Genomic DNA, 13,538 nt, shown 5'->3' with positions numbered 1-13,538 from the left:
CCTGCTTGCACGCGATTGCTATATCAGAAATCGCAAATCCCATTCATGGGATGAAAAAAAATGATGCACATGCAGGGGCAAACGGCATCAGATGAACGTGAGGTGAATGAATAGGCGCGATATCGCGCCGAAATGCTCACGCTTGGTTTTTTCGCGTAAGATAATGTGCTCGTTTGGTCGGATGCGATAGGCAAAAAGACCGGTGCCAATTGGTGATGGCACCGGTCCGAGTCGTCGTTTTCAGCGGGCACCGAGGCGATCAATAGCCTTCGGCAAGCCCTGAGCCGGCACGGCTGTCCACGGCGCCGTTATAGCGGGCGCCCCCGCCCTTGGCGATGTCGCTGAGGCTCTTGCCCCCGACAAGTATGCCGGCCGCCTGGCCCCAGATCGGCCAGCTGTTGTCCACCTGAACCGTGTAGCCCATGCCGGTCAGAAGCTTGATCGTATCGGGCGAGAGCGCGCGCGGCTCCATGTAGACCTTGTCGGGCAGCCATTGGTGATGGATGCGGGGAGCGTCGATCGCTTCCTGGATGTTCATGCCGAAATCGATGACGTTGATGATCGCTTCCAGCGTGATGGTGATGATGCGCGAGCCGCCGGGGCTGCCGATCACCATGAAGGGCTTGCCATCCTTGGTGACGATCGTCGGGCTCATGGAGGAGAGCGGCGTCTTCTTCGGCTGGATGGCATTGGCCTCGCCCTGCACCAGGCCGTAAAGGTTGGGCACGCCGGGCTTGGAGGTGAAGTCATCCATCTCGTTGTTCAAAAGGATGCCCGTGCCGGGCGCTACGACGCCGGCACCGAAGGAGCCGTTGAGCGTATAGGTGACGGCGACCGCATTGCCGTCATTGTCGATGATCGAATAATGTGTCGTCTCGTGGCTCTCGCCGAGGCCCTTCGGCATCAGCTCCTTGGAAACGCCGGCCTTATAGGGCGAGATGCTGTCGCGGATCTTCTGGGCATAGGCCTTGTCGAGGAGCTTGCCGACGGGGTTGTCGACGAAGTCGGGATCGCCGAGCGCCGAGTTGCGATCCACATAGGCGTAGCGCATGGCTTCGACCATGTAATGGACCGTATCGGCCGAGGCATAACCGGTATAGGAGAGCGGATAGCCTTCGAGCACATTGAGAATTTCGCAGATGATGACGCCGCCAGATGAGGGCGGTGGCGAGGAGATGATCTCATAGCCGCGATAATTGCACTTCACGGGCTCGAGTTCGCGGACCTTGTATTGTTCGAAATCCTGGTTTGCCAGAATGCCGCCTTTGTCCTGGCTTGCCTTGACGATGGCGTTGGCGACCGGCCCCTTGTAGAAGCCATCCGGCCCCTGATCGGAAATGCCGGATAGGGCATTGGCGAGATCCGGCTGGACCAGCTTGTCGCCTGTCGCGAAGGGCTTGCCGTCGGATTTGGTGAAGATCGCGGCAGTGGCCGGATCGCGCGACAGCCAGGCCTTGCCCTCATTCAGCTCGGCGGCATCGGCCTGTTTCAGCGTGAAGCCTTCCTTGGCATAACGTATGGCCGGCGCGATCAGATCCTGGCGGGACTTGGTGCCATATTTCTCGCGGGCCGTCTCGAAGCCCATGACTGAGCCCGGGACGCCGACGGCGAGATAGCCGTCCGTGCTGGCGCCTTTGACGATATTGCCCTTGTCGTCGAGATACATGCCTTTGGTCGCTGCCAGGGGCGCGCGCTCGCGGAAATCGAGGAAGGTCGTCTTTCCGTCACGCATGCGAATGGTCATGAAGCCGCCGCCGCCGATATTGCCGGCGGTCGGGTAGACCACGGCCAGCGCATAGCCGACCGCAACGGCGGCATCGACGGCATTGCCGCCATTCTTCAGCACTTCAACGCCGACATCGGTGGCGAGATGTTGAGCGGTGACTACCATGCCATGCTCCGCCTCGACCGGTGGCGGCGCGGCAGCTCTAGCGGTGACGGAAAAGAGAGCAAATGTGACCAGGGTTACCGACGAAATCGCCCGCTGGCGGAAGTGGCGCATGATGAGTATGCCTCCCATTGTTATCTTGATGGAAAATCGCCAACGAATGACATGGCGTCGCGCGCGAAAATGGCGATATCCGCTGTCACAATTTTTTAACGGAGCGATCCCGCCGCGGCCGGAAGCCTGTGCACTATGTCTTCCATGCACTACTACGGATAATTTCTGTCCCCCTGCCGCGCGGAAAATCGCTTCGCACTTGCAATATTTCTTTTATTAGTTGAATCTATTTTAGATTGTTGCTTGTCGAGGCGAGTATTGCGTGGAGGGTAATCATGGCCGTGACGAAGCTCGAGCAATGGAAGCGCGAGCGCAGGATCAAGACCAGGCCATTCATCGTTGGCGAAAGGACGCATGTCGTGGAAATCGAGTGCGACCATTGCAGCCGGCATTTCCTCCGATGGGCATCGACCGCAGCAGCCTACTGGCGCTGCGACGATTGCACCGCCATCGTCTAAGTCAAGGCCGTTTCTGGTGGATTACACGATCAGGATGGCGCGGAAGTCGTTGACGTTCGTTCCCGTTGGGCCGGGCACGAAGAGATCGCCGATCGCGTTGAAAGCCGTCCAGGCATCGTTGTTTGCCAACATCTCGGCGGGAACCAATCCTGCCCCGCGCAGCCGCGTCACCGTACCCGCATCGGCGAAGGCGCCGGCATTGTCCTCGCTGCCGTCGATGCCATCAGTGTCGGCGGCCATGGCATGGACCCCGGTGTGGCCGTCGATGTCGATCGCTAGAGACAGAAGGAATTCCGAGTTTCGTCCGCCCTTGCCCTTGCCTTTCAGCGTCACCGTCGTTTCTCCGCCGGAGAGCAGCACAATCGGTTTGGCGAAGGGACGGTTGCGATGCAGCACTTCGCGGGCGAGGGCGGCGTGGACATGGGCGGCTTCGCGAGCCTCGCCCTCGATCGCATCGGAAAGGATGGCGGCTTCGATGCCCGCTGCTCGCGCCACCTCGGCAGCGGCCTCCAGTGAGACGCCGGCGGATGCGATGAGATGGACCTCATTGCCGGCAAAGCGCGGATCGTCCGGGCGGGGAGCATCGGCTTCGGCTTTCTCGATATGGGCGAGAACGGCCGCAGGCAGTTCGATACGGTAGAGGCGGATAAGGTCGAGCGCGTCGGCGCGCGTGCCGGCACCCGGGACCGTCGGGCCGGATGCCACCAAAGCAGGGTCATCGCCGGGGATATCCGAGACGACGAGCGAGATGACCTTGGCGGGATGGGCTGCTGCCGCGAGCCGGCCGCCCTTGATGGTCGACAGATGCTTGCGAATGACATTCATCGCAGAGATCGGCGCACCGGATGCCAGCAGCGCCTTATTGACGGCGATCTCGTCGGCAAGGTTCAGCGACCCCGCCGGCGATGGCAGCAGTGCCGAGCCGCCACCTGATATCAGCGCGATCACCAGATCGTCCTCCGTCAGGCCTTCGACGAGTTTCAACAATCGGCGAGATGCGATGAGGCCCGCCTCATCCGGCACCGGATGGGCGGCTTCGATGATTTCGATCTGGCGGCAAGGAGCGGAGAAGCCATATCGCGTCACCACGAGACCTTGCAGCGGGCCATCCCAGCGTTGTTCCAGCGCGGCGGCCATCTGGGCGGAGCCCTTGCCGGCGCCGATGACGATCGTCCGGCCCTTGGGCTTCTTCGGCAGATGCGAGCGAATACCAGTCAACGGATCGGCAGCGCGAACGGCGGCATCGAACAGCAAGGTCAGGAAGGCGCGGGGATCGGTAACGGTCATATCGAACTGCCTGTCTTCTAGAGCGTTTGTACGCAATTCCGGACGGAAAACCGCTAATGCACTTTTCCTGGAATTGCTTCTCAGAGCCTTTAACCATTTGGTGGCTTAACTGGTTGGAAGGCGCAAGGGCCACGAACTGCAATTGTGTCCTGCGCGATGAATCCCTATGTAGAAGGAAAGGGTTTCCCGCTTTTATTTCAAGGATTTTCGACATGGCCGAACTGAAAGTGAAGACGAGGCAGACGGGCGCGACCGCTACAGTCGGCCGCACCGGCTTTCCGCATGTGACGTCGGTGACCGGCGGTGAGATCGACATCGTCACTTCGCCGTCGCAGCCCGGTTTCAATCCGCTCGATCTGCTTTATTCGTCGCTGTCTGCCTGCCTGGTCTTGAGCGCCCGCATGGCGGCGAGCAGTCTCGGCGTGCTCGACAAGCTCACGGAAGTCACCGCCGTCGTGACAGGCGAAAAGGCCACCGAAGGTCTTTCCCGCGTCGAAAAATTCAACATTGCCTTCACCATCAAGGGCGATTTCGGTGACGAGATCCGCAACGCGATCGCGCGCGCCGCCGAAGATGAAATCTGCACCGTGAGCAACACGATCCGCGGCAATCCGCAGTTTTCGACTGTCATTTCGGGATAGTCACTAAAGCCCCTCATCCGCCCTGTCGGGCACCTTCTCCCCGTTTTGACGGGGAGAAGGGGATGGCCGCGCCATCGCCGTTTCCTCTCTCGCGCTGAGTTGGGCGAGGGCACCGACGTCGCTCCCTCTCCCCGTCAAACGGGGAGAGGGTTGGGGTGAGGGGCATTTCGTTACTTCGCCGGAAACTCAAACCCTTCAAGATAAGGCCCAAGCTCCGGGTCGATATCCACCTTCACGGCATTGTTGTAGATTGCCGTTGCGATCATGATCCCTGCGAAGGCGACGAGGTTGGCAAGCGTCGGCTCGTCGTAGCGGGCCTTCAATCGATCCCAGATCTCCTCCGGAATGGCATTGGAATCCCTGACGATCGCCTTGCCGAATTCGATCAAGAGAGCCTCGTCTTCGCTCGGTACAATCGTTTCCGGCGTCAGGCCGGCATTGATGAGCGCGCGCCGGAAGAAGCCGACCGGGATGATCGAGCGGCATTCGAGCGCGATGGCATGGCAAAGCAGCCAGACGGCGCGATCGTCCAGCGCGGGACGCAACTCTTCGCGCAGGGGAAACCATTCGGCATAGATGCGATGCGCGACCGGGGAATGCAGCAATGTCCGCTTCATGTTCGTCATTCGGCCGCGCAGCTGCACTTCGCGATCATGCTCGGCGCGCACGGCGTCGGAAGCGGTCTCGTAGTCGATCGGCGTGATATGGCTCATGTCATCTCTCTTACTGCGCGGCTTCAGCGGCAGCCTTGAAGAAGCGGTTTTCCGGGCGCGGCAGGCCGAGGTGTTCGCGCAATGTCGTGCCTTCGTAGTCGCGGCGGAAGATGCCGCGACGCTGCAGCTCTGGAACGACGCGGGTGGTCACGTCAAGCAGGCCCTGCGGCAGGAAGGGGAAGACGACGTTGAAACCGTCAGAGCCTTCCTCGTGCAGCCATTGCTCCATCTCGTCGGCGATGCTCTGCGGCGTGCCGACGAAGGCGAGGCCGGCATAGCCGCCGAGGCGCTGGGCAAGCTGCCGCACGGTGAGCTTTTCAGCTTCGGCAAGGGCGATGACGCGTTCGCGGCCGCTCTTGCTGGCATTGGTCTCCGGAATCTCCGGCAGCGGTCCATCTGGGTCGAATTTGGATGCATCGTGTCCCAGCGCGATCGATAGGGATGCAATCGCGCTATCGTAATGCACGAGGCTGTCGAGCTTTGCTCGTTTCGCCTTCGCTTCCTCGATCGTGTCGCCGACGACGATGAAGGCGGCGGGCAGGATCTTCAGATGATCCGGATTGCGGCCGATCTGTTTCATCCGTCCCTTGATGTCGGCGAAAATAGACTTGCCATCGGCGAGATTACGCGGGGCGGCGAAGACCGCTTCGGCCGTCTCGGCGGCGAGCTGGCGGCCGACATCGGATTGCCCGGCCTGCACGATGACAGGCCAGCCCTGCGGCGAGCGGGCAATGTTGAGCGGGCCGCGAACGCTGAGCTCCTCGCCCTTGTGGGCGAGCACATGCATCTTGTCCGGGTCGAAGAAGATGCCAGTCTCGGCGTTGCGGATGAAGGCGTCGTCGGCGAAGCTGTCCCAGAGGCCAGTGACGACATCGTAGAATTCACGGGCGCGATGATAGCGCTCGCCATGTTCCACATGCTCCTCGAGGCCGAAGTTCAGGGCGGCGTCGGGATTGGAGGTCGTGACGATATTCCAGCCGGCGCGGCCGCCGCTGATGTGGTCGAGCGAGGCGAAGCGGCGCGCGATGTGATAGGGCTGGTCGAAGGTCGTCGACGCGGTAGCGACCAGGCCGATCCTGTCGGTGACTGCGGCGAGCGCCGAAAGCAGGGTAAAGGGCTCGAAGGAGGTCACCGTGTGGCTGCGCTTCAAAGCCTCGATCGGCATGTTGAGGACGGCCAGATGATCGGCCATGAAGAAGGCGTCGAATTTCGCCTTTTCCAGCTCCTGCGCAAAGCTCTTGATATGCTGGAAATTGAAGTTGGCGTCCGGATAGGAGCCGGGGTAGCGCCATGCGCCGGTATGCAGGCTGACGGGGCGCATGAAGGCCCCAAGCTTCAATTGCTTCTGTTCGGTCATCGGCTCTCTCTCGAAAATCGCCAGGCTGTCATGACGTCGAAACGACAGCGCCCGCGGGATAATGCATTACGACGTAGGCGTGCCGGTCGCGCATTCAAAGAGCCGATTTCATTTATTTGATCGCTTTCGCGGAATATTCATCCGACCGGGCTTTCAGCCACGTTCTGTCCGGCAAAAACCTTCACAAGCCAATCTATGAAGACGCGGACCCGCGGCGAAAGCTGGCGGCTGCGCGGATAGAGCATCGAGACGGGCGTTCGAGTCGGTGGACAGTCCTCAAGGACATGCAGCAGCTCGCCCGATCGCAGGGCTTCCTCTGCGTGGTAGCGCGGGACCTGGATCAGGCCAAGACCGAGCTTGGCCGCCGTGAAATAGCTCTCAGCCGCATTGACGGAGATGGTGGCCGGCAGGGTAATCTCGCGCACAGTGCCATCGATCTGGAATTCCAGCGGCAGCAATCCGCCCGTTGCGGAAGAGCGGAAGCCGATCATCCGATGCCCGTCGAGCTTCTCCGGATGGGCGGGCATGCCGAAACGTTCGACATAGGCGGGCGCAGCAAGCGTCACCTCCTCCAGCATCGCGACGCGGCGGCCGATCATGTCGCTGTCCTGCAGCGTGCCGACGCGCAGCACGCAGTCGATCCCCTCGCGGATGAGATCGACGAACCGGTCACCCTCGGTGATCTGCAGCTCGATATCGGGATAGGTTTCGAGGAAGGACGGCAGGTTCGGCAGCACGAAGTGGCGGGCGAGCGTTCCATGCACGTCGACGCGCAGCACACCCTTCGGCTTTGCGCCGGCAAAGGCGCCTTCGGCGTCCTCGATATCCGAAAGGATGCGCAGGCAGCGCTGGTAATAGGCCTCGCCGTCGAGCGTCGGGCTGACATGCCGCGTCGTTCGCTGCAGCAGGCGTATGGCGAGCCGAGACTCGAGCTGCTTGATGGCATCCGTCACCGTCGAGCGGGGTAGGCCGGTGTCCTCGGCCGCCAGCGTGAAACTGCGCCGCTCCACGACTCGACAGAACACGCGCATGGCATCGAACCGGTCCATATTATTTGTTCGCCAATTTCGGATAGTGATGCCGATTTATGGCTGATTATCCGCCTTAAGGAAAGGGGCATCTTCTCCTCATCGAAACGCGCTGCGGCGCAATCCAGCGAAGGATGAGGAAAATGAGCAGCAATTCCAACAAGGTAGCGATTGTCACCGGTGCATCCCGCGGCATTGGCGCAGCGATTGCCGAGCGTCTGGCCGAAGACGGCTTCACAGTCGTCATCAACTATTCCGGCAGCGAAGCCGCCGCCGAGGAACTCGCCCGCAAGATCGAGGAAAAGGGCGGCAAGGCCCTGACCGCGAAGGCCGATGTTTCTGATGCCGAAGCAGTGCGCCGCATGTTCGATGCGGCCGAAGCAGCCTTTGGCGGCGTCGACGTCCTCGTCAACAATGCCGGCATCATGCAGCTTGCCAAGATCGCCGATGCCGACGACGCGCATTTCGACCGCCATATCGCCATCAACCTCAAGGGTACGTTCAATACGCTGCGCGAAGCCGGCAAGCGTCTGCGTGACGGCGGGCGTATCGTCAACTTCTCGACCAGCATCGTCGGCCTGAAGCTCGAAACCTACGGCGTCTATGCCGCAACGAAGGCGGCGGTCGAGCTCATGACCGGCATCATGGCGAAGGAACTGCGCGGCCGCTCCATAACGGTCAATGCAGTCGCACCCGGTCCGACGGCCACCGATCTCTTCCTGAACGGCAAGAGCGACGAGCTCATCGACCGCATGGCCAAGATGAACCCGCTGGAGCGCCTGGGCACGCCGCAGGATATCGCCGCCGCCGTCTCCTTCCTCGTAGGCCCGGACGGCGGCTGGATCAACGGCCAGACGCTACGCGCCAATGGCGGCATGATCTGAGCCAACTTGGCGGCTGGCCATGCCTGCCGCCCGCCCTCCAATTCATCGGCAACAACAGCCAATCCTCTGAAGGAACAAGATCATGAGCAAGCAAGTCATCGTAATCACTGGCGCATCGAGCGGTTTCGGGGCTCTGACGGCACGCGCGCTCGCCACGGCAGGCCATACGGTCTATGCCGGCATCCGCGAAACCAAGGGGCGTAATGCGGCGCAGGTCGAGGCAGCGGCGGCTTTCGCCAGGGAGAATGGCGTCGATCTCAGGACCGTCGAACTCGATGTCGCTGCGGACGCGTCCGTCGAAGCCGGTATTGCCGCCGTCATCGCCGAGCAAGGCTGCATCGATACCATCATCCACAATGCCGGGCACATGTCCTTCGGCCCGGCAGAAGCCTTCACGCCCGAACAGTTCGCCGAACTCTACGACATCAACGTGCTCAGCACCCAGCGCGTCAATCGCGCCGTGCTGCCCTACATGCGCAAGGAAGGAAAGGGTCTGGTCGTCTGGGTCTCCTCGTCCAGCACGCGCGGCGGCACGCCGCCTTATCTCTCGCCATATTTCGCAGCCAAGGCAGCCATGGACTCGCTCGCCGTTTCCTACGCTTCGGAGCTGACCCGCTGGGGCATCGAGACTGCCATCATCGTGCCGGGCGCCTTCACGAAGGGCACCAATCACTTCGCTCATTCCGGTTCGCCGGCCGACAAGGCTCGTGCCGCCGAGTATGACAATGGCCCCTATGCCGGCGTTCCCGACCGGGCGCTGAAGGGGCTGGCCTCGCTGGAGCCGGCCGACGCCGATGCTGCATCGGTAGCCGTCGCGATCGTCGATGTGGTTGATATGCCATTTGGTTGGCGGCCGTTCCGTACCCATATAGATCCTTCAGAGGATGGCGCCGATATCGTCAACGGTGTTGCCGATCGGGTTCGCGCAGAGCTCTTCCGGCGGATTGGTCTGGAAGATCTGCTGAAGCCGCACGCAAAAGCTTGAGGCCCGCGATCATCTCTCGGACGTGTCAAATCGCCGCTTCTGTGCCACAGAAGCGGCGATCTGTTGCGTGCATCAGGGCTATTTTGCGTTGTACAGCATTCCAAGCCTTGGAGTTTCGTACTAAAGCGATTCCTTCAGAGGGTCGGGAGATATCCATGGACGCGAAGGACATTGGCGAAATTGCCAGCTGGCTCATGCAGGCAGGCCTCAAGGGAATGACGGAAGTCGATATCCTCTCCGGCTTCTGCGAGCAGTGCCGTCAGCATGGTCTCAACATCGATCGGGCCATGGCGCTGATGGATACGCTGCATCCGGTCTATGAAGGGCGCGCCTTCCGCTGGGACGGCAATCAGATCATCGAGCGCGAGTTCGAATATGGCCCGACGCAGCAGGGGATCGCCTCTGAAAACTGGCAGCGTTCCGCCTTCTATCACATGCTGACGACGGGCGGAGACGAGGTGCGCCGGCGCATCGGCTTCGGCGAACCAACCGATTTCTACGGGCTCGATACGCTACTGGCCGACGGTCACACCGACTACATCGCCATGATCCACCGTTTCGAAGAGGGCGGCACGATCGGCGAGATGGACTGCTTCTATTCCAACTTTGCCACCGCGCATGAGGTCGGTTTTCCGGAGGAAGATCTGCGCGTGCTGCGCAAGCTGACGCCCGCGCTGGCTTTGGCGATCAAATGTACCGGCATGAGTCGCATCGCCCGCACCATTGCCGAGGTCTATCTCGGTGAGGACGCGGCCCGGCACGTGCTCGAGGGCAAGATCACCCGTGGCAAGACGGAGCGGATTTCGGCCGCCCTCTGGTTTTCCGATCTCGCCAACTACACCCGTATCTCGGATACGGCCGAGCCGGATGAAATCATCCCCATGCTGAATGCTTATGCCGACGCGGTCATCTCCTCGATCCATGAGGCGGGCGGCAACGTGCTGAAGCTGATCGGCGATGGCACGCTGGCCATCTTCAAGGCTCGTAATTCCGCCGATGCCTGCGCTGCCGCCCTGATGGCGGAATCGCTGCTGCGCCAGCGGTTGCGCGACCTCAACTCGCAGCGGCAGATCGAAGGCCGGCCCGTCACCGAGGTCTATCTCGGCCTGCATATCGGTGATGTCTTCTATGGCAATATCGGCAGCATGGACCGGCTGGATTTCACGGTCATCGGGCCGGCCGTCAACGAGGTCAGCCGCATCGCTTCCATGTGCCGGTCGGCCGACCGCAACGTCCTGATGTCGTCGAATTTCGTCGAGGCGCTGTCAGGCCAGCAGAGCAACGATCTCGTTTCCGTCGGCCGCTATGCGCTGCGTGGCGTCAACCGGCCGCAGGAATTGTTCACGCTGCTCTCTTCGGCGGCCTGACCCGTCTGCGGTGACTGCTTTCAGCGACGGCCGGCCGCAAACATCGGGCCGCCCTTGCTGGCAGGAAAGCCATAGCCATTGATCATCACAAGATCGATATCGCTGGCTCGCGCGGCAATGCCTTCCGAAAGCAATGCCTCGCCTTCGTCAACCATGGCTTTCAGCAGGCGGCTGACGATCTCTTCTGGGGTGAAGCTTTTCGGCACAATGGCTTTTTCGGCGCGCGCGGCTTCGATCATGGCCGTTACCTCGGGATCATCTGTCCGTTTGCCGTCGGGATAGGCATACCAGCCGCGGCCCGTCTTCTGGCCGAAACGGCCGGCTTCGCAGAGCCGGTCGGCGATGACGACGTAGCGTTCCGCCGGATCGCGTGTCGCCGCCTGCCGCTTGCGGCGCGCCCAGGCGATTTCCAGACCCGCCATGTCGAACACGGCAAAAGGCCCCATCGGAAAGCCGTAGGCCTCCAGTGCTGCGTCGATTTCCTGCGGCGAAGCGCCATCCTCGACCATGTATTCCGCTTCGCGGCGATAGGCGGAAAAGATGCGGTTGCCGATGAAGCCTTCGGTGACGCCGGAGACGATGGGCAGTTTGCCGAGCCGTTTTGCCAGGGCAATGGCTGTCGCCAGCACATCCGGCGCCGTCTGCTTGCAATTCACCACCTCCAGGAGCCGCATGATATTGGCGGGCGAGAAGAAGTGCAGCCCGACGACACGCTCTGGCCGTTGTGTTGCGGCAGCGACCACGTCGGGGTCGAGATAGCTCGTATTGGTGGCAAGAATCGCCTCGGCGCGAACGATCGAATCGAGGCACTGGAACAGCTCGGTCTTGACGGTGAGATCGTCGAAGACAGCTTCGATGATGAGATCGGCCTGCACCAGCTGCTGCATGTCGGCGGTGACGGTCAGCCGGCCCAAGCGATCTTCCCGCCCCGCTGCATCGAGGCGGCCGGACTGCACGGCCTTGTCCAGGAGGGCGGTGATGCGCTCGCGTCCCTTTTCCGCGACCTCGGCACTTTGCTCGACGCCGATGACCCGGTAGCCGCCATTGAGGGCTGAGACGGCAATGCCAGATCCCATCAGGCCGGTGCCGACGATGCCGATGGTTTCGATCTTGCGCGGAGCTACGGTCTCCAGCCCCTCGACCTTGCCCGCGGCTCGTTCCGCGAAGAAGACATGGCGAAGGGCTGCGGCCTCTTCGCTGTCGCGGAGGGCAATAAATGTGCGGCGTTCCTCGGCCAGTCCTTCTGACAAAGAGACGGTCGCCGCCAGGCGCACAAGCCGGACGGCCTCGGAAGGTGCACGTTGGCCGCGTGCCTTGCGCGATGCGTCCGATGCCGCCTTGTCGATCGCATCTGTCGCTTCCGGAGGAACTGTCAGCGATCCCGTGCGGCGCAACGATACGGCGTTGGTCATCTTGGCGTCGGCGATAGCTTCGGCGATCAGTTCGCCCTTGGTCACGCCATCGACGATGCCGAGCTTCAACGCTTCGGCAGCCGATACGATGCGGCCATTGGCGATCATATCGATGGCGGCGGCGATGCCTGTCAGACGCGGCAGGCGCTGCGTGCCGCCGGCGCCGGGTACGATGCCGAGTTTAACTTCCGGCAGGCCGAGCTTCGCGGTCGGCGCGGCAAGGCGACGATGGCAGGCGAGCGCCACTTCCAGACCCCCGCCAAGCGCTGCGCCATTGATTGCTGCGACAACGGGTTTCGGAGAGGATTCGATGCGGGAGATGACATCAGGTAGATGCGGCGGGACCAGCGGCTTGCCGAATTCCTTGATGTCGGCGCCGCCGATGAAATTGTTGCCCGCTCCGGTCAGTACGATGCCGGCGACTGCACCCTCTTTCTCGGCGTGCTCGAGCGCGGCCATCAGACCGCTCCTCACATCGGCGGAAATAGCGTTGACGGGGGCGTTGTCTATGGTGACGACGAGAATTCCGTCGGCCAATGCAGCCGAAATAGTGTCCGAAAAGCGCAATGCCGACATGAGCTGCTACTCCGTGCGATATTATTCCGGAATGACGGCTGTCGCCTGGATCTCGATCTTGGCGCGATCCTCGACGAGGGCGACGACCTGCACCGCAGCCATGGCCGGGAAGTGGCGGCCGATGATCTCGCGGTAAGCCTGGCCGAGACCCTTCAGATTGCCGAGATATTCCTGCTTGTCGGTGAAATACCATGTCATTGACGTGATATGCTTCGGCTCGGCGCCACCCTCGGCAAGGATGGCGACGACATTCTTCAGCGTCTGGCGCACCTGCTCGACGAAGTCGTCGCTTTCGAATTCGCAGGCGGCATTCCAACCGACCTGGCCGCCGACGAACACCATGCGGCCCGTCGCCGCCATGCCATTGGCATAGCCGATCGGCTTGGCCCAGCCCTCAGGTTGCAGGATGGTGTGCATCGGTCGTCTCCAGATGAGAGGTCAGCGCGGCGCGGATATCATCCGGCCATTCAAGGGATTTATGAGTATCAAGCGAGGTGGCGACGACGCGGTGCTTGGCCGTCCACAGCACTTGGCCGTTCGCGGAGACCTGATGTTCCAGATCGAGCGAGGAGCGGCCGACGCCGCGCACCGCCAGCAGGAATTCGAGATTGTCGCCTTGCAGGCCCGGCTTGATGAAGGTCAGGTCGAGCCGCACGGTGGGGACACCGATGCGCCGGTCGTCGATCAGCTTTCGCCAGGAAAAACCGATCGAGGAAAAATAGTCCTCCAGCACCCCGACGAGGATGTTCAGATAGGACGGGAAATAGGCGATCCCCGAAGGATCGCAATCTCCGAAGCGCAGGGGTCTGGTGGTTCTAAACGCCACGG

The 13,538-nt window shown here is 61.7% G+C and carries 13 protein-coding genes; 5 read left to right on the top strand and 8 right to left on the bottom strand.

The window, feature by feature from the left end; translation table 11 throughout:
- Positions 1–259: 259 nt before the first annotated feature.
- Complete coding sequence (gene ggt, locus RTCIAT899_RS14220; RefSeq protein ID WP_015340938.1) at positions 260–2,002, bottom strand: gamma-glutamyltransferase; 1,743 nt, start codon at positions 2,000–2,002, stop codon at positions 260–262.
- Between the two features lie 275 nt (positions 2,003–2,277).
- Between ggt and RTCIAT899_RS14215 the strand changes: the two genes are divergently transcribed.
- On the top strand, positions 2,278–2,460 hold the full coding sequence (locus RTCIAT899_RS14215) for a hypothetical protein (protein WP_015340937.1): 183 nt from the start codon (positions 2,278–2,280) through the stop codon (positions 2,458–2,460).
- 21 nt (positions 2,461–2,481) lie between these two features.
- Here RTCIAT899_RS14215 and RTCIAT899_RS14210 read toward each other — a convergent pair whose 3' ends face one another.
- The gene (locus tag RTCIAT899_RS14210) at positions 2,482–3,747 is read right to left on the bottom strand and encodes a glycerate kinase type-2 family protein (RefSeq protein ID WP_015340936.1); all 1,266 of its coding nucleotides are present in this window, start codon (positions 3,745–3,747) and stop codon (positions 2,482–2,484) included.
- Between the two features lie 212 nt (positions 3,748–3,959).
- Between RTCIAT899_RS14210 and RTCIAT899_RS14205 the strand changes: the two genes are divergently transcribed.
- Positions 3,960–4,388, top strand: a complete 429-nt coding sequence (locus RTCIAT899_RS14205) for an OsmC family protein (protein ID WP_015340935.1) — start codon at positions 3,960–3,962, stop codon at positions 4,386–4,388.
- A gap of 170 nt (positions 4,389–4,558) precedes the next feature.
- On the opposite strand, the gene RTCIAT899_RS14200 is transcribed toward RTCIAT899_RS14205, so the two are convergent.
- The 3 genes from RTCIAT899_RS14200 to RTCIAT899_RS14190 all read right to left on the bottom strand — a co-directional run bounded on the left by RTCIAT899_RS14200 (position 4,559) and on the right by RTCIAT899_RS14190 (position 7,507).
- The gene (locus RTCIAT899_RS14200; RefSeq protein ID WP_015340934.1) at positions 4,559–5,101 is read right to left on the bottom strand and encodes a carboxymuconolactone decarboxylase family protein; all 543 of its coding nucleotides are present in this window, start codon (positions 5,099–5,101) and stop codon (positions 4,559–4,561) included.
- Positions 5,102–5,111: 10 nt separating this feature from the next.
- Positions 5,112–6,458 carry an LLM class flavin-dependent oxidoreductase gene (locus tag RTCIAT899_RS14195; protein ID WP_015340933.1) on the bottom strand — a complete coding sequence of 449 codons (1,347 nt, stop codon included), beginning with the start codon at positions 6,456–6,458 and terminating at the stop codon, positions 5,112–5,114.
- 137 nt (positions 6,459–6,595) lie between these two features.
- Positions 6,596–7,507, bottom strand: a complete 912-nt coding sequence (locus RTCIAT899_RS14190) for a LysR family transcriptional regulator (RefSeq protein ID WP_015340932.1) — start codon at positions 7,505–7,507, stop codon at positions 6,596–6,598.
- Between the two features lie 122 nt (positions 7,508–7,629).
- Between RTCIAT899_RS14190 and RTCIAT899_RS14185 the strand changes: the two genes are divergently transcribed.
- From RTCIAT899_RS14185 to RTCIAT899_RS14175, 3 genes are all read left to right on the top strand, one after another.
- Positions 7,630–8,370, top strand: coding sequence for an SDR family oxidoreductase (locus RTCIAT899_RS14185; RefSeq protein ID WP_041677641.1), 741 nt, complete (start codon positions 7,630–7,632; stop codon positions 8,368–8,370).
- 82 nt (positions 8,371–8,452) lie between these two features.
- The gene (locus tag RTCIAT899_RS14180) at positions 8,453–9,355 is read left to right on the top strand and encodes an SDR family NAD(P)-dependent oxidoreductase (RefSeq protein ID WP_015340930.1); all 903 of its coding nucleotides are present in this window, start codon (positions 8,453–8,455) and stop codon (positions 9,353–9,355) included.
- Positions 9,356–9,510: 155 nt separating this feature from the next.
- Positions 9,511–10,722: an adenylate/guanylate cyclase domain-containing protein gene (locus RTCIAT899_RS14175; RefSeq protein ID WP_015340929.1), complete on the top strand. Its 1,212-nt coding sequence runs from the start codon at positions 9,511–9,513 to the stop codon at positions 10,720–10,722.
- A 20-nt stretch (positions 10,723–10,742) separates the two neighbouring features.
- Here the strand turns inward: RTCIAT899_RS14175 and RTCIAT899_RS14170 are convergent, their stop codons facing one another.
- Genes RTCIAT899_RS14170 through RTCIAT899_RS14160 form a run of 3 tightly spaced genes read right to left on the bottom strand, consistent with a single transcriptional unit; the run spans position 10,743 to position 13,536 of the window.
- Positions 10,743–12,710, bottom strand: a complete 1,968-nt coding sequence (locus RTCIAT899_RS14170; RefSeq protein ID WP_015340928.1) for a 3-hydroxyacyl-CoA dehydrogenase NAD-binding domain-containing protein — start codon at positions 12,708–12,710, stop codon at positions 10,743–10,745.
- Between the two features lie 21 nt (positions 12,711–12,731).
- Positions 12,732–13,127 carry a RidA family protein gene (locus RTCIAT899_RS14165; RefSeq protein ID WP_015340927.1) on the bottom strand — a complete coding sequence of 132 codons (396 nt, stop codon included), beginning with the start codon at positions 13,125–13,127 and terminating at the stop codon, positions 12,732–12,734.
- A complete protein-coding gene (locus RTCIAT899_RS14160) occupies positions 13,105–13,536 on the bottom strand; it encodes an acyl-CoA thioesterase (protein WP_015340926.1) in 432 nt (143 codons plus the stop codon). Before RTCIAT899_RS14160 ends, RTCIAT899_RS14165 begins: the two co-directional genes overlap by 23 nt.
- Between the last annotated feature and the right edge of the window lie 2 nt (positions 13,537–13,538).

This window comes from Rhizobium tropici CIAT 899 (assembly GCF_000330885.1).
In the GTDB taxonomy this organism is placed as follows: domain Bacteria; phylum Pseudomonadota; class Alphaproteobacteria; order Rhizobiales; family Rhizobiaceae; genus Rhizobium; species Rhizobium tropici.
Note: the sequence above shows the minus strand (reverse complement) of the source record. Positions and strands in the feature narration are given on the sequence as shown.